Source organism: Rhodococcus sp. AB351, assembly GCF_049538275.1.
Classification (GTDB): Bacteria; Actinomycetota; Actinomycetes; order Mycobacteriales; family Mycobacteriaceae; genus Rhodococcus.
In genome coordinates, this window is the sequence record NZ_JBMVFW010000002.1 from 464,816 (window position 1) to 486,370 (window position 21,555).

Here is a 21,555-nt window from a genome sequence, read left to right on the forward strand (position 1 = left end):
CGAACAGTGGACCGCCGGAGGCGGGTCGGAGCACACCCCGCCGGAGGCAGGTCGGAGCACACCCCGCCGGAGGCAGGTCGGAGCACACCCCGCCGGAGGCAGGTCGGAGCACACCCCGCCGGAGGCAGGTCGGAGCACACCCCGCCGGAGGCGGGTCAGAGCACGCCGTAGCGCGGCGGGTGGGTGCCGCTGAGGGTCCACCGGCCGATGTGCTGGAGCTTCCACCGGGTCGCGTCGTGCAGGGTGTGCGTGCGGGCGTCGCGCCAGTAGCGCGACAGATTCGCGGCTCCCGATGCGCTGCGGGTGCCGCCGAGTTCGAACAGGATGTTCGCCGTCTCGACGGCGGCGCGGGTCGCGGCGACCTTCGCGGTCGCGACCTCGATGGAGGCCGCGGCGGTGGTCTCTGCGGTCGGGTTCGCGCGTGCGCGGTCGACGGCCCGCCCTGCCTCCGCGAGCAGTGCCTGGGCGGCCCGGACGGTGACGGTGGCCTCTCCGGCGATCTGGACGAGCAGCGGATCGTCCACTGCTCGTTCGACATCCGCCTCGAAGTGCGGCCGTGCGCGACCTGCCTGGACGACGGCCTCGGCGAGTGCGCCGGTCGCGATACCCACGTCGATCGCCGAGTGCAGCAGCTGCGCTTGAGCGCCGTAGGTGGTGGGCGCTTCGAAGATCGGCGTGTACGGCACGACCGCCGCGTCGGGGACCTCGATGTCGTCGAGGGTGACGGTGCCGCTGGCGGTGGTGCGTTGGCCCATGCCGTCCCAGTCGTCGACGACGGTGAGTCCGGCGGTCTCGCGCCGGACGAAGGCGACGGCCTTCGGGGTCGACGCGTCGGTCGCGTCCGGGTTGTCGGCGAGGCTGGCGCGCACCGCGATCCAGTCGGCGAACAGCGCACCGGTGCTGTAGAACTTGCGGCCGGTGAGGACGTAGCCGTCGTCCCGTCGGCGCAGCACGGTGCTGTCGATGTTCACCGCACGCGATCCGCGTTCGCTCTGGGCGTTGGCGAACAGCGCCCCGTCGAGCACCTCGCCGTAGAAGAAACGCTTCTGCTCGTCGCTGCCCTGGGACCGGATCGCCTCGAGGAAGGTGAAGTGCGAGTGCGGGATCTGGGCGATGCTCGGATCCGCCGAGGCCAGGATCCGGAAGATCTCGGCGACCACTTCGTACGGAGCGGCGATGCCGCCGTATTCGGTGGGCACGGTCACCGCGAGCAGTCCGGAGGACGCGAGCGCGCGGATCTCGTCGCGCGGCAGTTCCCGTTCGGCATCACGACGTGACGCGCCGGCTGCGAACTCGTCGGCGAGCGCAGAAGCGACGCGCAGGGCCTCGCCGGTGTCTGCAAGGCGGGTCGCGGTGCGTGAGGTGGTCATCGCGTCACCTCCGGCGCGAGCGACGCGCTGGGTGTGACGAGCAGGGTACGGGGACAGGGAACAGCCATGATGCATCACGGTAGTCCGCGTCCGACCCGAAGCCGAGAATTGAATTCGGGATGAGCACAAGTCTGTACGCGCGGAGCGTTGCGACCTCCGGTCCCGAGTCTCCGTCAGGTCAGCGGCGCATCGCCCAGACCTTCGGGCCGCCGTCCGGCAGCTCCACGACACCGGTGACGACGAATCCGAGACGTTCGTAGAGCGCGACGTTCGTCTCCGAGGAGGTTTCCAGACAGGCCGCGACCCCCTGCCGCTCGGCCGCGCGGAGTCCGGGTTCGAGGACGGCCCGTCCCAGGCCGCGACCCTGCGAGGTGGGATCGACGCCCACCGTGGCCAGGAACCACACGGGCTCGTTCGGCTGCAGTTCCGCGGTGGCCTGCTCGGCCAGTTCGGCGGCGCGGGCACGATCGCCCCGCAGTTCCGTCACCCGATCGGCGACGGACGCGAACGCCTCCCCGAGCCCGATGGAGTCGGGCGTCGTCCACACGGCCACCGCGTCGACGTCGTCGGAGACCCACACCTCGCCGCAGCGCATGCCGATCTCGGCGAGGAAGAGCCCCTGCAGGTCGCGGACCCGGGTCTCGTGGTCTCGGCCGTCGACGGTGTAGCGGGTGAACGGATAGTCGCGGAACGCTCGTCCGAGCGTTGCCGTCGCCTTCTCGACATCGTGCACCGTCGCCGGCCGGACCACATGATCGTTCGACACGCCGTGGCACTCTACCGAGCGCCACGGCGATGCCCGGTCAGGAGAAGTCGGGCTCCTCGTCGCGGCTGCGCTTGAGTTCGAAGAAATGCGGGTAGGACGCGAGAGCGACCACGCCGTCCCACACCTTCCCGGCCTCTTCGCCGCGCGGGATCTTCGACAGGACGGGACCGAAGAAGGCGATGCCGTTGACGTGGATCGTGGGGGTACCGACGTCCTGGCCCACCTTGTCCATGCCGGCGTGGTGGCTCGTGCGCAGAGCCTCGTCGTAGGCATCGCTGTCGGCGGCCTCTGCCAGCGAGGCGTCGAGGTCGAGTTCGGCGAGCGACGCGGCGATCACGTCCGCGAAGTCCTTGTTGCCCTCGTTGTGGATGCGGGTGCCCATCGCCGTGTACAGCGGGGAGAGGATGTCGTCGCCGTACTTCTGCGCCGCGGCAATCGCGACGCGCACCGGGCCCCACGCCTTCGTCATCAGCTCGGCGTACTCCTCCGGCAGGTCGCGCCCCTCGTTCAGCACGGCCAGGCTCATCACGTGGAAACGCGCCTCGATGTCGCGCACCTTCGTGACCTCGAGGATCCAGCGCGAGGTGATCCAGCACCACGGGCACAACGGATCGAACCAGAAGTCGGCGGTGTCCTTGCCGGTCGAGGACGCGGCAGTCAGGTCGCTCAAGAGATCTCCTCACAAGAGTTCGTACGGGCCGGACAACTACAAGCATGTTCAACACGGCCCCGTCGACGATTCTTCCTGAACCGGGCCGTAGTGCGGGCGGTAGCCGTAACGTCGGAGCCGGGAAGCAGGTCCGGCACGCATCACAGTGGAGGCACCACGATGTCGGGTGAGGAAACGTTTCTGATCGTCGGCGCGGGTCTGGCCGGCGCCAAGCTGGCAGAGGAACTGCGCGCCCGCGACTTTCCCGGGCGCATCCTGCTGATCGGCGCGGAGGAGCACCTGCCCTACGAGCGACCGCCGTTGTCGAAGGACTACTTCGCCGGACGCAAGCAACTCGCCGACTTCACGGTGCACGACGGCGACTGGTACCGCGACCACCGCGTCGAACTGCTGCTCGGCACGAAGGTCACCGCGATCGATCCGGCCGCCCACACGGTGACGCTGCCCGACGGGTCGACGCTGCACTACGACAAGCTTGCTCTCGCAACGGGCTCGACGCCCCGCACGGTCCCGATTCCCGGAGCCGACGCCGAACGCGTGTACGTCATGCGCACCGTCGAGGACTCCGATGCGCTGCTCGCCGCGATCCAGGGCGAGACCGACCACGCGGGATGGCTGGCCGTCATCGGCGCGGGATGGATAGGCATGGAGATCGCCGCGAACGCCCGCGGCCGGGGCGCGGGCGTGGTGGTCGCGGAGACCGCGACGCAGCCCCTGCTCGGCGCCCTCGGCGAGGAGATGGGTGCGGTGTTCGCCGACCTGCACCGCGCGAACGGGGTCGATCTGCGGACGAACACCTCGGTGCGCGAGATCGTCGCCTACGACGGTCGCGCGAGCGGCATCCGGTTCGGCGACGACAGTGTGGTGCCCGCCGACGCCGTGCTCGTCGCGGTCGGGGCGCGCCCGAACGTCGAGCTGGCCCGCGACGCCGGGCTCGCGGTCGACGACGGCGTGCTCGTCGACGCATCGCTGCGGACGAGCGATCCGGACATCGTGGCGGTCGGCGACATCGCGTCGGCGGAGCATCCGCTGCTCGGCACCCGGGTGCGCGTCGAACACTGGGCCAACGCTTTGAACCAGCCGGCCGTCGCGGCCGCGACGATGCTCGGCCGCGACGCGACCTACGACCGGCTCCCCTATTTCTTCACCGACCAGTACGACCTCGGCATGGAATACGTCGGGCTCGCTCCCCGCGACGCGCGGGTGGTCACCCGCGGCGACGTGCCGGGACGGCAGTTCCTCGCGTTCTGGCTCGACGACGAGCAGCGGGTCCGGGCGGGGATGAACGTCAACATCTGGGATGCCGGGGACGACATCCGCGCTCTCATCGCCTCGGGGCGGCCCGTCGACGTCGGCCGGTTGACGGACACCACGGTGCCGTTGTCCGACGTCGCTCCGTGAGGGTTCGCCGATCATGATGGGATGGACGCCGACCGACATTCCGTCGTGAGAAGGAGTTCTCCCGTGGCACCACCGAATCTGACCCGCGAGCAGGCCGCCGAACGGGCCGCGATCCTGTCCGTCGACAACTACAGCATCGAACTGGATCTCACCGACGGTGCCGGCGCGCCGGGCACCACGACCTTCCGGTCGGTGACCACTGTCCGATTCGACGCGACCGCGGGCGCCTCGACGTTCATCGACCTCATCGCGAAGACCGTGCACTCGGCGACCCTCAACGGCGAATCCGTCGACGTGTCCGGATACTCCGAGGAGACCGGCATCGCCCTCACCGGTCTCGCCGCCCACAACGAACTCGTCGTCGACGCCGACTGCCTGTACACGAACACCGGTGAGGGCCTGCACCGGTTCGTCGACCCCACCGACGACGCGGTGTATCTGTACTCGCAGTTCGAAACGGCCGACGCCAAGCGGATGTTCGCGTGCTTCGACCAGCCCGACCTCAAGGCCACCTTCGACCTGAAGGTCACCGCGCCGCAGGACTGGGCCGTGATCTCCAACGCCGACACCGTGCAGACGGCGGCCGCGCAGCCGGGCCTGCACATCTTCCGCACCACCCCGCGGATGAGCACCTATCTCGTCGCGCTCATCGCCGGCCCGTACGCGGTGTGGTCCGACGAGTACACCGACGAGCACGGCACCATCCCGCTGCGCATCTTCTGCCGCGCGTCGCTCGCGGAGTACATGGACGCCGACCGGCTGTTCACCGAGACCAAGCAGGGCTTCGGCTTCTACCACGCCAACTTCGGGATCCCCTACGCCTTCGGCAAGTACGACCAGCTGTTCGTGCCCGAATTCAACGCCGGGGCGATGGAGAACGCGGGCGCGGTGACCTTCCTGGAGGACTACGTCTTCCGCTCCAAGGTCACCCGCTACTCCTACGAGCGCCGCGCCGAGACCGTCCTGCACGAGATGGCACACATGTGGTTCGGCGACCTCGTCACCATGCGCTGGTGGGACGACCTGTGGCTCAACGAGTCGTTCGCGACGTTCGCGTCGGTTCTGTGCCAGGCCTCGGCCACCGAGTACACCAACGCGTGGACGACCTTCGCGAACGTCGAGAAGTCGTGGGCCTACCGGCAGGACCAGCTGCCGTCGACGCACCCCATCGCCGCCGACATCCCCGACCTCGCCGCGGTCGAGGTCAACTTCGACGGCATCACCTACGCCAAGGGCGCGTCGGTGCTCAAGCAGCTCGTCGCCTATGTCGGGCAGGAGTCCTTCCTCGCCGGTCTGCGCGAGTACTTCCGCGACCACGCCTACGGCAACGCCACCTTCGACGACCTGCTCGCCGCGCTGGAGAAGTCCTCCGGCCGCGACCTGTCGGACTGGGGCGCCCAGTGGCTCAAGACCACCGGCCTGAACATCCTGCGACCGGACTTCGAGGTCGACGACCAGGGACGCTTCACGCGTTTCGCGGTGGTGCAGGAAGGTGCCCAGCCCGGCGCCGGGGAGTTCCGCGTGCACCGCCTCGCGATCGGTGTGTACGACGACGACGGCTCCGGCAAGCTCGTCCGCACGCACCGCGTGGAGATCGACGTCGACGCCGCCGAGCGCACCGAGGTGCCCGATCTGGTGGGTGTGCCGCGCGGCGCGTTCGTCCTCGTCAACGACGACGACCTGACGTACTGCTCGGTGCGTCTCGACGAGGAGTCGCTCGCGACCGTCATCGACCGGGTCGGCGACATCGCCGAGTCGCTGCCGCGCACCCTGGTGTGGTCGGCGGCGTGGGAGATGACCCGTCAGGCCGAGATGAAGGCGCGCGATTTCGTCGCCCTCGTGCAGCGCGGCATCGCCGCCGAGACCGAGGTCGGTGTCGTCCAGCGTCTGCTCATGCAGGCGCACACCGCGCTGGAGAGCTACGCCGACCCGTCCTGGGCCGCGGAGCAGGGCCGGGCGGACTTCGCCAACCGTCTGCTCGAGCTCGCCCGCGAGTCCGAGGCCGGCTCCGACCATCAGCTCGCGTTCGTCAACGCGCTCACCACCGCGTACCTGTCGCCCTGGCACACCGAGGTGCTCGAGGAGTTGCTGGGCGCGGATCCGGCGACGGTCGGCCTGCCCGGGCTGACGGTCGACACCGATCTGCGCTGGCGGATCGTCCAGGCGCTCGCCGCGGCGGGCGAGGTCGATGCCGAGGGCGTGGAGTCGCCGTTCATCGACGCGGAGGCCGAACGCGACCCGACGGCCGCGGGTGCCCGCCAGGCGGCGGCCGCCCGCGCGGCGCGTCCGCAGGAGGCCGTCAAGGAACAGGTGTGGCAGACGGTCGTGCACGACGACAGCGTCCCGAACATCACGGCGCGCGCCGTGATCGGCGGTTTCGCCCCGGCCGGTCAGGGTGAACTGCTCGAGCCGTACGTCGCGCGGTACTTCGCGGAGGTGCCGGGAGTGTGGGAGCGTCGTTCGAGCGAGGTCGCGCAGACCGTCGTGATCGGGCTGTACCCGTCGTGGTCGATCAGTGAGCAGTCGGTGGCGGCGGCCGACGAGTTCCTCGCCGGCGACCATCCGCCGGCCCTGCGCCGGCTCGTCGTCGAGGGTCGTGCCGGGGTCGTGCGCTCGTTGAAGGCACGCGCGTTCGACGCGTCCTGACGCACCGACCTCACCGAACGACTGTGGGCGGTGCCCCCATGAGACGACTGTGGCCCGCTGCCTCTCCTTCACGGAGCGGCAGCGGGCCACAGATGGTCGTGGGCTCCGTATCAGGGAGCGACCATGGCGTTCGCGATGACGCGGACGGCGCTGGTGATGCCGTCGAGCAGATTCCCCTGACCGAAGGACGACACGGCCGCGGTGATGCCGAGCTGCAGCACGCGGTCGGTGGCGCGGTCGGCGGCGGTACGACCCGAGCGGACCTCGATGCTCCGCTGGTTCGGGAAGACGGCGACGAGGACCGAGTTGTCGGCGTCCGGCGTCGTCGGCAGCAGGGCGTCGGTCGCCGCGGCCGGATTCACGTCGTCACCGATGTAGACGGTGAACCGCACATTGGTGATCCGTATCGCGTGCGTGAGCGTGTCGTCGAGGGTGATGAGGTCGCGGTCCTTGAACGGCGCGCCCGTGAAGGCCTGCCCGAGACCGCGCACGGCGGAGATGCGTCCGCTCGCGGTGAGTGCCGCACCGTGCGGCAGGTTCTCCGGCGCGACGGCCGGACGCTGGATCACGTCACCACTTGCCACTTGCGGTACCTCCGATCAGCTCCGCCGAGGTCAGAGCGGCATGACCGTGACCATGATGCGGGTATTTCCAGGGATGGGTCGATTCGTCGGTCGCGGTCCACAGGAGCGGTTCGTACTCCCATTTCCGGTCGAGCGTGTACGGGTCGTCCGACGGCGTGGAGCCCGGGTACTTGCTCATGACGAAGGACAGCCCACCGAAGACCAAGACGATCAGCAGCGGGATGCCGACGAAGATCAGGGTTGTCTCGAGAATGCTCACAGCCAAACGTTAGCCCAGCCGGGCTCGAAAGGCCTCATACGCCCCGGAGAACGACCCGATCAGGCCGCGCCCTCCCCCAGATAGGGCAGCCAGGTGGGGTGCAACTCGGGCAGGGTCGCGAGCAGGCGCCAGTGCCGGCCCTTGGGCGGATTCGGCACCACACGCAGGGTCCATCCGAGTTCGGTGAGCAGCTTGTCGGCCTTGCGATGGTTGCACGGCGCGCAGCATGCGACACAGTTCTCCCAGGTGTGCTCGCCGCCGCGGCTGCGCGGCACGACGTGGTCGATCGTCTCGGCCTTGCCTCCGCAGTAAGCGCACCGGTTCCGGTCGCGGTGCATGAGCGCGGCCCGGGTGAGCGGCACCCGCGCGTGATACGGAACGCGCACGTAGTTGCGCAGACGGATCACGGACGGCAGTTGCACCGACCATTCGGCCGATCGCACGAGCGGGGCGAGCGGATCGTCGTGCACGGTATCGGCCTTGCCCCCGGCCATCAGGACCACGGCCCTGCGGGCGGGCAGGGCGGTGAGCGGCTCGTAGGTGGCGTTGAGCAGCAACACTCGACGTTTCAACCAGTCGGGTACCGTCGCGGTGCTGTCGTGCACCACGCGCAGTGTGGTAGCCCCCGGCACCCCTGCAGGGGCGTCCGCGGGCGGGAGTTGTCGATGCGAGCTGCTGCTGTGCTTCATACGACCTCCGAAAAGACTGGGAACAGTGGACCACGGATGCTTTCGAATCGCACCCGAAATCAGCGGACCGGTCCAGGTCGGGCCGGTGAACATCCGGTGACGGTCCCGCCCCGGCACGGCTCGTCGGGCGGTGTGCGGTCGGGAGCGGGCACAATGGACGGTCGAGAGGGACGGTGAACGAATACAGATGAGTGACGAGCAGACCTTCTACGAGGCGGTCGGTGGCGCCGAGACGTTCCGCCGGCTCACTGCACGGTTCTACGAGGAGATCGCGCGGGACGAGATCGTCCGGCCCCTGTATCCCGAGGAGGATCTCGGTCCGGCCGAACGGCGCATGCGGATGTTCCTGGAGCAGTACTGGGGCGGCCCGCGCACCTACTCCGAGGAGCGGGGCCACCCGCGGCTGCGCATGCGTCATCATCCTTTCCGGATCGGGCCGCTCGAGCGCGACGCCTGGCTGCGGTGCATGCACACCGCGATCGCGTCGATCGACGAGAAGACGCTCGACGACGAGCACCGCCGGCAGCTCGTCGACTACATGAACATGGCGGCCGACTCGATGATGAATTCCCCCATCTAGGGGTCGGCGTGTCCGGGGTCAGCGGCCCAGCATCCGGCGCAGGCGGTCCTCCACCTTCTGGGTGAACCGCGCCATCGGAGACAGATGACGTCGCAGGATGGCGTGCTTGCGCACGTATTCGGGGACCTCCCACAGCGCGGTGGTACCGGCACGGAAGAGCGCCGCGTCCCCGGCTCGCAAGGTGCGTGGTTCGGAGTCGGCGGACGAGACGATGACCGAGCCCTCCACGATGTGGACGATCTCGTCGACGCCGAAATGCCAGTCGAAGCGACCGGCCGTGCAGTCCCATACGTGTGTGGTGGTGGTGCGGTCGACGCTGGTCGCCCACTGACCGCTGCGTGCCACGGGAGCACCCTCGTGAATCCACGCAGGGTTGATCGGGTCGTCGCGCAACTCCACGTCGTCCAGCCGGACCGCGACGATCGATGTCGTATTCATGCCGTTCGTCCTATCATGCGGCCAGGTCCCGACGGAACGGTCGCGGGCACCGTTCGCCCTGCCTTTCGCCCTGTCGTCTGACACGATGACTCCCGTGGCCCACCCCGCAGCACCGACCTCCGGACGAGGCGACCCGACGGCGCCGTGGTGGCGCGACGCGGTCTTCTACCAGGTCTATCCCCGCTCGTTCGTCGACGCGAACGGTGACGGCATCGGCGACCTCGCGGGTGTGCGCAGCCGCCTCGGCTACCTCGAACTGCTCGGTGTCGACGCGATCTGGCTCAACCCGGTGATGCGTTCACCGATGGCCGATCACGGCTACGACGTCTCCGACCCCCGCGACATCGACCCACTGTTCGGCAACATCGCCGATCTCGAAGCGCTGGTCACCGACGCCCACGCGCGCGGCATCCGGGTGGTGATGGACCTCGTGCCGAACCACGTCAGCGTCGAGCACCGCTGGTTCCGGGCCGCGCTCGAAGCCGGGCCGGGCAGCCGTGAACGCCGGCGCTTCCACTTCCGCGACGGGCGCGGACCGGACGGCAGCGCGCCACCGAACAACTGGCCGAGCGTCTTCGGCGGGCCCGCCTGGACCCGCATCACCGAACCCGACGGCACGCCGGGCCAGTGGTATCTGCACGTCTTCGCTCCCGGGCAGCCCGATCTGAACTGGGACGACGAGGTGGTCGTCGAGGATCTCGACAAGACCCTGCGGTTCTGGCTGGACCGGGGTGTGGACGGTTTCCGCATCGACGTGGCGCACGGCATGGCCAAGCCCGCGGACCTTCCCGACCACGACGGATGGGAGACGAACGAACTGCTCGGGCACTCCCCTGCCGACCCGCGGTTCAACAATCCCGAGGTGCACGACATCCACCGTCGCATCCGGCGGGTCTTCGACGAGTACCCCGACTCGGTGGCGATCGGTGAGATCTGGGTCGACGACCACGAGAGGTTCGCCGAGTATCTCCGCCCGGACGAACTCCACCTCGCCTTCGACTTCCACCTGACCCTGTCGGACTGGGACGCCGACGCCGTCCGCGACGCGATCGAGAAGGGCCTGGCCGCGGTGACGTCGGTGCAGGCCTCACCGACGTGGACGCTGTCGAACCACGACGTCGACCGCGAGGTCACGCGATACGGCGGCGGTGAGGTCGGGCTCGCCCGGGCACGCGCGATGATCCTCGTCGCCCTCGCGCTCCCGGGAGCGGTGTTCGTCTACAACGGCGCCGAACTGGGGTTGCCGAACGTCGACCTGCCCGACGAGGTGCTGCAGGACCCTGTCTGGGAGCGGTCCGGCCACACCGAACGCGGACGCGACGGATGCCGCGTGCCGCTGCCGTGGGAGGGCGGGGCGCCGCCCTTCGGATTCACTTCCGCCGGGTCGTCGTGGCTGCCCCAGCCCCCGGAGTGGTCGGCCCTGACCGTCGAGAAGCAACTCGAGGATGCGGGCTCGACGCTCTCGCTGTATCGCCGGGCGATCGAGATCCGTACGGAGCGAAGACGATCCGAGGGCGGCGGGATCGGCTGGTACGGAAGCCCGGCCGGGTGCCTGGCGTTCCGCCGTTCCGACGGCCTGACCTGTGTGCTCAACGCCGGCGACGTCGCGGTCGATCTGCCTGCCGGTGAGGTGTTGCTCGCGAGTGCGCCGCTCACCGGGCACGTACTGCCACCGGACGCCGCCGTCTGGTTGGCGTGAGATCTCGTCAGAGGACGCTCAGACCGAGTCCGCCGCCGCGGCGCAGGTAGACCGAGCCGAAGCGGGCGTCGAGGCGCATCCAGGTGGCGTGCGCCCGCACTCGAACCACCTCGGCGGGATCGATGTCCGTCGAGTCGACGCTGTCACGACCGGCACCGGGCACGAAGCCCATCGCACCGAGCGCGAACACCATGCGCATCGGCACGCCCACGGTCGTCCCGGCGCCGCTCACTTCGAGAACCTCCTGGGCGAGCAACGACGCCGGTGGTCCCTGCGCGCCGTGCTCGCGGGTGAGCGCGACGCCGCGTTGCGCGAGTTCGACGAGGATCCGCGCCGGCACGTCGTCGACGTGGACGTAGCCGTCGTCGGGCGGAAGTGCGCCGCGCCAGGCGGAATCCATCGCCCAACCCGGGTCGACCTCGGTGCGCGGTTCGGACCCGGCGAGGAGCGCGGCCCGCAGCGACTCGGCGGCCACGCAGGTGTCGGCCGGAGCCACGGTTCCGCGGACGACGCGTCCGGCGAGTACCTCGAAACCGGTACGCGTCCACACGCCGAGCAGTCCGTCGCCGCGGCGGCGCAACCGCACCACCGCGGCCTCGTCGAGACGCGCGGCCCGGGCCAGAAAGGCGGCGAGATCGACGCTGTCGTCGGGGCCGGCGAGCGTCAGAAGACGCTCTGCGTGTCGGATCCGGTCGTCGGTCACGTCGGCCTCGTCAACTGCGCTGCCACTGACGCAGGAACTCGCGTTCGTCGTCGCTGAGCCGGCGCAGGCGCTGGGTCTCGATGTCGAACGCCGCGATCTGGGTGGACGCGACCACCGCCGGCGCCGAGTCGACCGGGGCACCGCTCGGCCGCACCTCGTACCCGATCGTGAAGTCGACGGCCCGCACCTTCTCGGTCCACATCAGCACGTCGAGCGGGCCGTCGTCGTGGCGCAACTGCCCGCGATAACGCACGTGGAGGTCGGCGATGACGGCGCCTTCGCGCAGGTCGCGGGTGGGGCGACCGTCGGCGAACAGCCACGGGATCCGTGCTTCCTCGAGGAGCGTGACCATCCGCGCGTGGTTGATGTGCTGGAAGACGTCCATGTCGGACCACCGCACCATCACCTCGGTGTGGAAACCGAACTGTTCGCCCGCACCGCTCACTCGTTACCTCCGATCGGATGCGCCCGTGCGCACCATGCCCCTGATCTGTCGTGCCGCCACCGACAAGGTGGCGAGGTCCAGACTTCCAGACGCGAAGATCTCCTCGAGCGCCGCCCTCGCACGGACGAGCTTGGATCCATTGGACGACTCCCAGTCCTCGATCATCTCCTCGGTCGATTCCCCGGGTTCGGCGCCGGCGAGCACGTCGAGGACGAGCGAACGCAGCGAGCCGTACAGGTCGTCGCGCAGCGCGAGTCGCGCCAGCGAATGCCAGCGGTCGCCCCGTTCGAGACCGGAGACCGCCGTGAGCAGGCGGTCGACGCCGAGTCGCGCGTCGAGGGCGTAGTAGAGGTCGGCGACCTCCGCCTCGTCGCGTTGTTCGATGTCGGCGATGTCGATGACGTCGAGCAACGGGAACTGGTCGAGGAGCCGGAAGACGACACCTGTCAGCTCCTCCGGTGCTCCCCGCTCGAGGAGCGGACGGGTGCGGCGCACGAAGTCCTCGGCGTGGTGCCCGCGCATCCACTCCGCGACCCGCGGGGCGAGACGCGCGAAGGCGTCGCGGTAGCGACTGATCTCGGCACCGACCGCGAGGGGCTGCGGCCGCGTGGCGAGGAGCCGGCGCGACGCCCGGTCGAGCACGCGGCGGGATTCGAGCAGCAGGTCGTCCTCGATGTCGACGGGCAGCCCGGCGGCCCGGATCTCGTCCCACAGCGCCGGCAACCCGAAGATGGTGGTGACGGCGGCGTAGGCGCGGATGGCGTCGGTCGCTGTCGCCCCGGCCTCCTCGGCGAGCCGGTAGACGTAGGTGGGGCCGCCGTTGTCGACGGTGGTGTTGGCCAGCATGGTCGCGACGATCTGCCGGCGCAGCGGATGCGCCCGGATCCCGGCCCGGAACCGCTCGCGCAGCGCGGACGGGAAGTAGGCGGGGAGGATCGCCGCGAAGGTCTCGCTGTCGGGCAGATCCGTGGCGAGCAGGTCGTCGACGAGGGCGAGTTTGACGTGGGCGAGGAGCTGCGACAGTTCGGGCGACGTCAATCCTTCCCCCGCCGCTTCACGACGGTCGAACTCGGCCTCGTCGGGCAGGGCCTCGAGGTCGCGGTCGAGACCGCGATCGAGTTCGAGAGCCGCGAGCAGCCGACGATGCACCCCCAGCAGGGACGGCGCGACGGCCCGCTCGAGTCCGAGCACGGCGTTCTGGGAGATGTTGTCGGCCAGAACGAGTTCGGCGACGTCGTCGGTCATCGACGCGAGCAGCGGATTGCGGTCCTCTGCCTCCAGTTCACCGGCGGTCACCATGGCATCGAGGAGGATCTTGATGTTGACCTCGTGGTCGGAGCTGTCGACACCGGCCGAGTTGTCGATCGCGTCGGTGTTGATCTTCCCGCCGGCACGGGCGAACTCGATGCGGCCGCGTTGCGTGACACCGAGATTGCCGCCCTCGCCCACGACTCGGGCGCGCACCTCCCGCCCGTCGACGCGCACGCCGTCGTTGCTCTTGTCCCCCACGTCCGCGTGGGTCTCCGTCGACGCCTTCACGTAGGTGCCGACACCGCCGTTCCACAGCAGGTCGACGGGTGCGCGCAGGATCGCGCGGATCAGTTCGGGCGGTGGGAGTTCCGTGACGTCGTCGGGCAGGTCGAGCACCGCCCGCACCTCGGGACCGACGGGCACCGACTTGGCCGTCCGGTCCCACACCCCGCCCCCGGCCGCGATGAGCTCTGCCGAGTAGTCCTTCCACGACGACCTCGGCAGTTCGAACAACCGGCGCCGTTCCTCGAACGACCGCTCCGGATCGGGATCGGGATCGGGATCGAGGAAGATGTGCCGATGGTCGAAGGCCGCGACGAGCCTGATGTGCCGGCTGAGCAGCATGCCGTTTCCGAAGACGTCGCCGCTCATGTCGCCGATGCCGACCACGGTGAAATCGTCCGTCTGCGGGTCGGATCCGAGTTCGCGGAAGTGACGCCGGACGCTCTCCCACGCACCGCGCGCGGTGATGCCCATCTCCTTGTGGTCGTAGCCGGCGGAGCCACCGGAGGCGAACGCGTCGCCGAGCCAGTAGCCGTATTCCGCCGCAACGGAATTCGCGAGATCGGAAAACGAGGCGGTGCCCTTGTCCGCGGCCACCACGAGATACGGGTCGTCGCTGTCGTGACGCACGACCCGTTGCGGCGGGACCGTCTCGTTGCGGGCGGCGTCGAGGTTGTCGGTGATGTCGAGCAGACCGGCGATGAAGCACCGGTAGCACCGTTCGCCGCGCTCGCGGACGGCACGACGATCCGCCTCGGCGTCGCCGGTCGGACGGGGCGAGTGCTTGACGACGAAGCCGCCCTTCGCCCCCACAGGCACGATCACCGCGTTCTTCACGGCCTGCGCCTTGACCAGGCCGAGCACCTCGGTACGGAAGTCCTCCCGGCGGTCCGACCAGCGCAGACCACCGCGGGCGACGGGACCGAACCGCATGTGGACGCCCTCGACGGCCGGGGCGTAGACGAACACCTCGAAAGCCGGTCGCGGTTGGGGTAGTTCGGCGATCCGCCGCGGCTCGAACTTGAGTGACAACGCCCGGCCGTCCGGACGCTCGTGCCCGATCCCGCCGGCCACGTGGAAGTTGGTGCGCAGGGTGGCACGGATCAAGGAGAACAGCCCCCGGAGGATGCGGTCGGTGGCCAGTGCGGTCACCTCCGCGATCATCGTCGTGAGTTCCTCGGCGATCTGCTGTTCGCGTTCGGCGGAGGCGTTCTCCGGATCGAACCGGGACTCGAACAGTCCGACGAGCAGGGCCGCGGTGCTCGGGGCGCCGAGCAGCACACCTTCGATGTTGTACTGGCTGTACGGGAATTCGGTCTGGCGCAGGTACTTCGCGTAGGCCCGGAGGAGCACGACCTGCCTCCAGGTGAGCCCGGCGCGCAGCACGAGCTGATTGAACCGGTCGGTCTCGACCGCACCCCGCCAGGCCACGGTGAAGGTGTCGGTGAGACGACCCGCCAGCGTCGGGTCGGTCTCGACGATGTCGGGCTCGATGTCCTCGGGCAGGCAGAGACCGAAATCGTAGATCCAGCAGTCGATTCCGTCCGATCGTGGCAGCCGGTAGGGTCGCTCGTCGACGACCTCCACGCCGAGGCTCTGCAACACCGGGAGGATACGGCCGAGGGTGACCGTCTCGTCCGCGACGTACAGGGTGAAGCGCAACGACAACGGATCGTCGGATCCCGGCCGGTACAGGTGCGTGTCGAGATCACCGGAGTCGAGCCTTTCCAGACGCCGCAGGTCGTCCAGGGCGCGTTCGGATCCGAAGTCCTCCTTGTACGCCTCGGGCACGACCTCGGAGTACCGCTGCACCAGCAACGGATCGAGATCGCCTGTCGCGGCCGCCGCCTCACCGAGCCGATCGGCCCAGTTGCGGGTCACCTCCGCGAGCATCGCCTGGATCCGCAGACGGTTGTCCTCGGAGGTGTCCACCTCGCGACGCACGCGACCGGAGAACCGGATGGTCACATGCAGCAACGCGAGGTCGCGTTCGGAGACACGCGCGGTGTAGTCGAGTACGCCGCCGCCGAACTCGCGCAACAGGATGTCCTGGATCGCCACGCGCACCTTCGTCGTGTAGCGGTCACGCGGCAGGTAGACCAGGCACGAGATGTATCGCCCGTAGGTGTCGACGCGGACGAACAACCGCACCTGCCGGCGGATGTCGACCACCGCGGTGACGGTCTCATAGAGGGTGTCGGTGTCCATCGAGAACAGTTCCGCGCGGGGCACCGTCTGCATGATCTCGAGCATCGCCTGACCGCTGTAGGACGACAGCTCGACCCGCGCCCGCGCGACGACCTCCCGCACCCGGCGCGACACCACAGGGATGTCGAGGATGTTCTCGTGCAGAGCGGTCACCGTGAGGACACCGAGGAAACGGTCCTCTCCGACGACCGCGCCGTCGGCGTCGAGTCGGGCGACGCCGACGAAGTACGGGTAGACGGACCGGTGCACGGTGGCGGGAAGCGCGCCCTGGGTGAGTACGAGCAGCGGGCGGCGGCCCGTGCCGACCTCACCGGGCAGGTCGAGCGGGTCCGCGACCGAGGCGTCCGTGCGCAGCACTCCCCTGCCACTGCCGGGTACGGGAGTCGCACGCGCGTGGTCGTCGCCGCCGTCGGGCACGAAGTCGTAGCGGCGGTAGCCGAGGAGGGTGAAGTTCCCGCCGCTCAACCACCGCAACAGCTCGGCGGTCTCGGTGAGCTGGTCGGCCGTGTACTGCGCGGGCGGATCGGCGGCCAGGCCGTCGAGCGCGTCCGCGAGGTCGCGCTGCAGAGCGTGCATCTCCCTGGAATCCGACGCCACCTGCCGCACGTCGGACAGCACGCGCCGAAGGCCGTGATCGATCTCCTCGACCGACTCGTCGTCGACGGGCCCACGCAACTCGATGTGCATCCACGATTCGGCGGCTCCGCCCGAGGCCCGTCCGCCTTCGTCGGCCAGGCTCTCGAGGTCGCCCTCGGCGGTGCGACGCGCCGACAGGACGGGGTGGATGACCGTCCCCACCGAGACACCCAGCCGGGAGAGCAGTGCCAGCACCGATTCGACGAGCAGCGGCATGTCGTCGGTGACGATCTGCACGGCGACACCCATGCCGTCGGTGCGGCGCACGCCGACGACAGCGGTGTCCGGTGCGCGGCGGCGACCGAGGCGGACGTGCTCGAGCGCGGCCGCGCCGTGGTCGGTGGTGAATTCTCCGGAGCCTTGATAGATCCGCTCGAGGACTGCCTCGGGGGGAGCATCACTGCCCGTTGAATGTGTCTGCGCCACAGCCGGATCGGCCATCGGCACCCCTCCTGCTCTGTCGGGCGGATACACCGCGCGCCGCGGACGGACTCGTGATCGAGCCTATCCGCGGCGCGCAGTCGGGGGGGTCGGAACCGACGGGTCAGACGGCAGTGGGGATGCGGTGCCGGTCGAGCACCGCCCGGACCTCGTCGCTCAGTGACCGGGACGTGTCGGTCCCGGGATCGAAGCCGACGAGCACGGTGTCGGCGACGGCACACACCACGCCTTCCCGGTCGAGGATCGTCTGACGCACGGTGAACGAGCTCGTGCCGAGACGCAGCACCGTCGTCTCGACCTCGATCGGCGCCGACGAGTCCTTGAGCGGCCGCAGGAACTCGACGTCCATCTTCCGGACGACAACGGCGTCGCGCGACGGCAGCTCGCTCAGGAAGAACTTGATGCGTCCTTCCTGCAGGTACTCCACGACCTTGGCGTTGTTGACGTGTCCGAGCCGGTCGGAGTCGCCCCAGCGCACCTCGATCGGGCACCGGTAGGGCCGGTGGCCGTTGTGCTCAGTCACGCGTGAGCTTCCGATGCGTGACGCGGTGCGGACGTGCCGCATCGGCTCCGAGACGCTCGACCTTGTTCGCCTCGTAGGCCTCGAAGTTGCCCTCGAACCAGAACCACTTGCCCTCTTCGACGTTGCCCTCCCACGCCAGGATGTGGGTACAGGTGCGGTCGAGGAACCAGCGGTCGTGGGAGATCACGACGGCGCAGCCCGGGAACTGCTGCAGCGCGTTCTCGAGCGACGACAGGGTCTCGACGTCGAGGTCGTTGGTCGGCTCGTCGAGGAGGATCAGGTTGCCGCCCTCCTTGAGCGTGAGCGCCAGGTTCAGGCGGTTGCGCTCACCACCGGAGAGCACACCGGCCGGCTTCTGCTGGTCGGGGCCCTTGAACCCGAACGCGCTCACGTACGCACGCGACGGCATCTCGTTCTGCCCGACCTCGATGAAGTCTAGACCGTCGGAGACCACCTCGAAGACCGTCTTCTTCGGATCGATGTTCGCGCGGTTCTGGTCGACATAGCTCAGCTTGACCGTGTCGCCGACCTTGACGGTGCCGCTGTCCGGTTCCTCGAGACCGACGATGGTCTTGAACAGCGTGGTCTTGCCGACGCCGTTGGGGCCGATGACACCGACGATGCCGTTGCGCGGCAGCGTGAACGACAGGTCCTTGATCAGGACGCGGCCGTCGAAGCCCTTGTCGAGGTGCTCGACCTCGACCACGACGTTGCCCAGACGCGGCGGCGTCGGGATCTGGATCTCCTCGAAGTCGAGCTTGCGGTACTTCTCGGCCTCGGCTGCCATCTCCTCGTAGCGGGCCAGACGCGCCTTGTTCTTCGTCTGCCGGGCCTTGGCGCCGGAGCGGACCCACTCGAGTTCCTCGCGGAGCCGCTTCTGCAGCTTCTGGTCCTTCTTGCCCTGGACCTCGAGACGCTCGGCCTTCTTCTCCAGGTAGGTGGAGTAGTTGCCCTCGTAGGGGTGCAGCTTGCCGCGGTCGACCTCACAGATCCACTGCGCGACGTGATCGAGGAAGTACCGGTCGTGGGTGACGGCCAGCACGGCGCCCGGGTAGGACGCGAGGAACTGCTCGAGCCACAGCACCGACTCGGCGTCGAGGTGGTTGGTGGGCTCGTCGAGGAGCAGCAGGTCGGGCTTGCTCAGCAGCAGCTTGCACAGCGCGACACGGCGGCGCTCACCACCGGAGAGATGGGTGACGGGCTCGTCCGGCGGAGGGCAGCGCAGAGCGTCCATGGCCTGCTCGAGCTGCGAGTCGAGATCCCACGCGTTGGCATGGTCGAGCTCCTCCTGGAGCTTGCCCATCTCCTCCATCAGCTCGTCGGAGTAGTCGGTGGCCATGAGCTCGGCGATCTCGTTGAACCGGTCGAGCTTGACCTTGATCTCGCCGAGGCCCTCCTCGACGTTCTCCCGGACCGTCTTCTCCTCGTTGAGGGGCGGCTCCTGCTGGAGGATGCCGACGGTGGCCTCCGGATCGAGGAAGGCCTCGCCGTTGCTGGGCTGATCGAGCCCGGCCATGATCTTGAGAATCGACGACTTGCCCGCGCCGTTGGGTCCGACGACGCCGATCTTCGCGCCGTGGTAGAAGCTCATGGTGACGTCATCGAGGATGACCTTGTCACCGTGCGCCTTGCGCACCTTCTTCATCGTGTAAATGAACTCCGCCATGACCACCAGCGTATCGGTCGACGGTCGATAACCCACATCGTGCGAGCACGACAGGTGGGGCCGGCGCCGGAGTCCGGCAGGTGCCGGAGCAGTTGCCGGGGTCGCAGCAGCTCCGCTGTCGGGGTCGCAACAGCGCAGCTGTCAAGATCGCAACAGCGCAGCTGTCACGGTCGCAGTAGCTCCGCGACGAAGCCTGTGGTGTCGGGCAGCGACGCGAACATCGTCTCCGAATGCCCCGTCGGATACGTCCTGAACTGCGCGTTCGCACCACCGGCCCACAGATCCGCGATCAGCTTGAACGCGAGAGGGGCGGGCACCGTCGTGTCGCGCAGGCCCTGGGCGAGGAACAGCGGCCGGTCGTATCCGGCGGTCGGCACGGCGAGGTAGTCGGTGAACGCCGCACGGAACCGGTCGTCGTTCAGCGGTCGGGCGAGGACCTCACCGATGCCGACCTCGCCGTACCGGTCGATCAGGTCGTCGTAGCAGAGGTGTTCGGCGGCGTCGACGATCTCCCGGCCGAGGGGCGTGAGGTATCCGTCGAGGTCCAGGGCGGGATCGGCGGCGCGCAGGCCCGCGAAGATGTAGGCGGCGAAGGCGGTGAGTCCGTCGAGGCCGAGATCGGGGAAGCCCGGGAATCCGAGCGGGAACAGGTACTCGAGGTTGGACGGGGCGCCGGTCGTGAGCGTCCCGCGGAAGTCCAGTTCGGGTGCGCGGGCGGTCGCGGCCTGCGCGGTGTGCAGACCGGTGTGCCCGCCCTGCGACTGGCCGATCACGACCCAGCGGTCGGACAGCGACGGTTCGACGGCGCGTCCTGCCCGCACGATGTCGATGACGCTGTTCGCGGCGCTCTGCCCGTCCAGATAGCGGTGCAGTCCGTCCGACCCGAGACCCGGATAGTCGGCCGCCACGACGGCGTAGCCCTGCCCGAGCCAGTGGTCGAGATAGGCGGTGTCGCGCGGTGTGCGCGGCAGCCGCGAGGGTGCGCACGAGTCGTCGAGGCCGACGGTGCCGTGCGCCCACGCAACGATGGGCCACCCTCCCTCGGGAGGCGTGCCGTGGGGAAGGAACAATGCCCCGGTCGCGGTGATGGGAGCGCCGCTGCGCCACTGCGTCGTGTAGGCCAGGGTCCGCGCCGAGGACGCGCCGGGCAGCGACAGCCCGGGCTCGAGCGGAGCGACATCGACGACGGTCCCCGGCGCCGGACTTGCATGCACCGCGGGAGGTGCGAGGAGTGGTGTCAGCAGTGCCAGGGCACAGGTGAGCAGCAGGGCCGGGACACGCGCGGTACGGGTCACGTCGTGGACGATACGGGCCGTGCGGCCGCTACGTCCGCATTCGTCCGATTCGCCGGACCGGGATTGAGTGATCCGCAGGACGGGCACCCTCCCGGCATGACATCCCACTCCCACGGATCCGCGCCCGCCACATCTCCCGCGACCCGCACCGGTCGCGACATCGCCCGCGTCGTGGCCGTGGCGGTGAGCGCTCCGCTTGCCGTCGTGGTGTCGTTCTTCGGTTCGGGTGCGGCCGGTGGGACGCCGGTCGCGGAGGCCGCGGGTGGTGCGTTGTCGGCGGATGCCACAGCGGTCGCTCCCGGCGGCCCGGCCTTCTCGATCTGGACCCTCATCTACGCCGGTCTGCTCGCGCTCGCGGTGTGGCAGGCGCTGCCGGCGAACCACACCGATCCGCGGCAGCGTGCGGCGGGCTGGTGGATCGCCGCATCGATGCTGCTCAACGCCGCGTGGATCACGGCGATCCAGTTCGACCAGGTCTGGCTGAGTGTCGTGGTGATCGTCGCGCTGCTCGCGGTGCTCGTCCGGGTGTTCCTGATCTTCACGCGCGTGCTGCCGTCGAGCAGGCTCGAAGCGGTGGTCGTCGACGGCACGATGTTCGTCTACCTGGGCTGGGTGTCGGTGGCGACCGTCGCCAACACCTCCGCGGCCCTGCGTTACGAGGACATCGATCCGTTCGGCTGGGGAGCCGACGTGTGGGCGATCATCGTGCTGGTCGTCGTCGCGGCCGTCTCCGTCCTCCTCGCGACTGCGGGCCGGGGCCGGCTGGCCGTCACCGGCGCGCTCGTGTGGGGTCTGGCATGGATCGCGGTCGCCCGCACGGGTGACGGTGGGCTGGTGTCCACGCCCGCAGCGGTCGCCGCCGTGACGGCCGCGGTCATCGCGGTCGTGGCCACCGTGGTGATCCGTATCGGCGCCGAGCGCTCCCCCACCCGCACGACAGCAACGGCCTGATCTCCTCGGACGTGCACGTCTCGTCGGTCCGTTTCGGCGTGTCGCGACGAGA

Annotated in this window: 18 protein-coding genes; 5 read left to right on the top strand and 13 right to left on the bottom strand. The window is 69.3% G+C overall.

All coding sequences use genetic code 11. The features are described 5' to 3' along the window. Window positions 1-155: 155 nt before the first annotated feature. The 3 genes from ACPCXD_RS08230 to ACPCXD_RS08240 form a co-directional block, all read right to left on the bottom strand. A complete protein-coding gene (locus ACPCXD_RS08230) occupies window positions 156-1,370 on the bottom strand; it encodes an SfnB family sulfur acquisition oxidoreductase (protein ID WP_145691839.1) in 1,215 nt (404 codons plus the stop codon). 178 nt (window positions 1,371-1,548) lie between these two features. Then, on the bottom strand, window positions 1,549-2,136 hold the full coding sequence (locus ACPCXD_RS08235; protein ID WP_145691840.1) for a GNAT family N-acetyltransferase: 588 nt from the start codon (window positions 2,134-2,136) through the stop codon (window positions 1,549-1,551). Window positions 2,137-2,173: 37 nt separating this feature from the next. Further along, a complete protein-coding gene (locus tag ACPCXD_RS08240; RefSeq protein ID WP_420714483.1) occupies window positions 2,174-2,806 on the bottom strand; it encodes a mycothiol-dependent nitroreductase Rv2466c family protein in 633 nt (210 codons plus the stop codon). Between the two features lie 159 nt (window positions 2,807-2,965). Here ACPCXD_RS08240 and ACPCXD_RS08245 point away from each other — a divergent pair, with 159 nt between their 5' ends. Both ACPCXD_RS08245 and pepN read left to right on the top strand, forming a co-directional pair. Continuing rightward, a complete protein-coding gene (locus tag ACPCXD_RS08245) occupies window positions 2,966-4,207 on the top strand; it encodes an NAD(P)/FAD-dependent oxidoreductase (protein ID WP_229567881.1) in 1,242 nt (413 codons plus the stop codon). A 63-nt stretch (window positions 4,208-4,270) separates the two neighbouring features. Further along, complete coding sequence (gene pepN / locus ACPCXD_RS08250; RefSeq protein WP_423659156.1) at window positions 4,271-6,853, top strand: aminopeptidase N; 2,583 nt, start codon at window positions 4,271-4,273, stop codon at window positions 6,851-6,853. 110 nt (window positions 6,854-6,963) lie between these two features. Here the strand turns inward: pepN and ACPCXD_RS08255 are convergent, their stop codons facing one another. The 3 genes from ACPCXD_RS08255 to ACPCXD_RS08265 are packed head-to-tail and all read right to left on the bottom strand — an operon-like array spanning window position 6,964 to window position 8,385. Continuing rightward, entirely contained in the window at window positions 6,964-7,437 is a 474-nt protein-coding gene (locus ACPCXD_RS08255) for a DUF5130 domain-containing protein (protein WP_160876428.1), read from the bottom strand. Then, window positions 7,424-7,696: an aa3-type cytochrome oxidase subunit CtaJ gene (gene ctaJ, locus ACPCXD_RS08260; protein ID WP_085467950.1), complete on the bottom strand. Its 273-nt coding sequence runs from the start codon at window positions 7,694-7,696 to the stop codon at window positions 7,424-7,426. The genes ACPCXD_RS08255 and ctaJ overlap by 14 nt, the downstream gene beginning before the upstream one ends. Before the next feature lie 59 nt (window positions 7,697-7,755). Further along, complete coding sequence (locus ACPCXD_RS08265; protein WP_080597645.1) at window positions 7,756-8,385, bottom strand: HNH endonuclease; 630 nt, start codon at window positions 8,383-8,385, stop codon at window positions 7,756-7,758. Between the two features lie 187 nt (window positions 8,386-8,572). Between ACPCXD_RS08265 and ACPCXD_RS08270 the strand changes: the two genes are divergently transcribed. Beyond that, window positions 8,573-8,965, top strand: coding sequence for a globin (locus ACPCXD_RS08270; protein WP_006551125.1), 393 nt, complete (start codon window positions 8,573-8,575; stop codon window positions 8,963-8,965). Window positions 8,966-8,983: 18 nt separating this feature from the next. Here ACPCXD_RS08270 and ACPCXD_RS08275 read toward each other — a convergent pair whose 3' ends face one another. Next, on the bottom strand, window positions 8,984-9,403 hold the full coding sequence (locus tag ACPCXD_RS08275) for a cupin domain-containing protein (RefSeq protein WP_145691844.1): 420 nt from the start codon (window positions 9,401-9,403) through the stop codon (window positions 8,984-8,986). An 85-nt stretch (window positions 9,404-9,488) separates the two neighbouring features. On the opposite strand from ACPCXD_RS08275, the gene ACPCXD_RS08280 reads away from it, so the two are divergent. Further along, window positions 9,489-11,102 (top strand): glycoside hydrolase family 13 protein, encoded by a 1,614-nt coding sequence (locus ACPCXD_RS08280; protein ID WP_423659160.1) that lies wholly within the window; start codon window positions 9,489-9,491, stop codon window positions 11,100-11,102. 7 nt (window positions 11,103-11,109) lie between these two features. Here ACPCXD_RS08280 and ACPCXD_RS08285 read toward each other — a convergent pair whose 3' ends face one another. The 6 genes from ACPCXD_RS08285 to ACPCXD_RS08310 all read right to left on the bottom strand — a co-directional run bounded on the left by ACPCXD_RS08285 (window position 11,110) and on the right by ACPCXD_RS08310 (window position 20,525). After that, entirely contained in the window at window positions 11,110-11,805 is a 696-nt protein-coding gene (locus ACPCXD_RS08285) for a DUF8185 domain-containing protein (protein ID WP_423659161.1), read from the bottom strand. Between the two features lie 10 nt (window positions 11,806-11,815). After that, window positions 11,816-12,250, bottom strand: a complete 435-nt coding sequence (locus ACPCXD_RS08290; protein ID WP_060651145.1) for an acyl-CoA thioesterase — start codon at window positions 12,248-12,250, stop codon at window positions 11,816-11,818. Window positions 12,251-12,253: 3 nt separating this feature from the next. Beyond that, on the bottom strand, window positions 12,254-17,068 hold the full coding sequence (locus ACPCXD_RS08295) for an NAD-glutamate dehydrogenase (protein WP_423659163.1): 4,815 nt from the start codon (window positions 17,066-17,068) through the stop codon (window positions 12,254-12,256). 103 nt (window positions 17,069-17,171) lie between these two features. Next, a complete protein-coding gene (locus ACPCXD_RS08300; RefSeq protein WP_423659165.1) occupies window positions 17,172-17,591 on the bottom strand; it encodes an acyl-CoA thioesterase in 420 nt (139 codons plus the stop codon). Further along, a complete protein-coding gene (gene ettA, locus ACPCXD_RS08305) occupies window positions 17,584-19,257 on the bottom strand; it encodes an energy-dependent translational throttle protein EttA (protein WP_026061184.1) in 1,674 nt (557 codons plus the stop codon). Before ettA ends, ACPCXD_RS08300 begins: the two co-directional genes overlap by 8 nt. Window positions 19,258-19,421: 164 nt before the next feature. Beyond that, the gene (locus tag ACPCXD_RS08310) at window positions 19,422-20,525 is read right to left on the bottom strand and encodes a lipase family protein (RefSeq protein ID WP_423659214.1); all 1,104 of its coding nucleotides are present in this window, start codon (window positions 20,523-20,525) and stop codon (window positions 19,422-19,424) included. Between the two features lie 123 nt (window positions 20,526-20,648). On the opposite strand from ACPCXD_RS08310, the gene ACPCXD_RS08315 reads away from it, so the two are divergent. Beyond that, on the top strand, window positions 20,649-21,503 hold the full coding sequence (locus ACPCXD_RS08315) for a TspO-related membrane protein (RefSeq protein ID WP_423659167.1): 855 nt from the start codon (window positions 20,649-20,651) through the stop codon (window positions 21,501-21,503). The last annotated feature ends 52 nt before the right edge of the window (window positions 21,504-21,555 follow it).

Excerpts from the sequence above, each read along its gene's own strand:
- ACPCXD_RS08230 (WP_145691839.1), bottom strand. The coding sequence starts at position 1,370 with ATGACCACCTCACGCACCGCGACCCGCCTTGCAGACACCGGCGAGGCC.
- ACPCXD_RS08315 (WP_423659167.1), top strand. The coding sequence starts at position 20,649 with ATGACATCCCACTCCCACGGATCCGCGCCCGCCACATCTCCCGCGACC.
- ACPCXD_RS08275 (WP_145691844.1), bottom strand. The coding sequence starts at position 9,403 with ATGAATACGACATCGATCGTCGCGGTCCGGCTGGACGACGTGGAGTTG.
- ettA (WP_026061184.1), bottom strand. The coding sequence starts at position 19,257 with ATGGCGGAGTTCATTTACACGATGAAGAAGGTGCGCAAGGCGCACGGT.
- ACPCXD_RS08280 (WP_423659160.1), top strand. The coding sequence starts at position 9,489 with ATGACTCCCGTGGCCCACCCCGCAGCACCGACCTCCGGACGAGGCGAC.
- ACPCXD_RS08295 (WP_423659163.1), bottom strand. The coding sequence starts at position 17,068 with ATGGCCGATCCGGCTGTGGCGCAGACACATTCAACGGGCAGTGATGCT.
- ACPCXD_RS08245 (WP_229567881.1), top strand. The coding sequence starts at position 2,966 with ATGTCGGGTGAGGAAACGTTTCTGATCGTCGGCGCGGGTCTGGCCGGC.
- ACPCXD_RS08270 (WP_006551125.1), top strand. The coding sequence starts at position 8,573 with ATGAGTGACGAGCAGACCTTCTACGAGGCGGTCGGTGGCGCCGAGACG.
- ACPCXD_RS08265 (WP_080597645.1), bottom strand. The coding sequence starts at position 8,385 with ATGAAGCACAGCAGCAGCTCGCATCGACAACTCCCGCCCGCGGACGCC.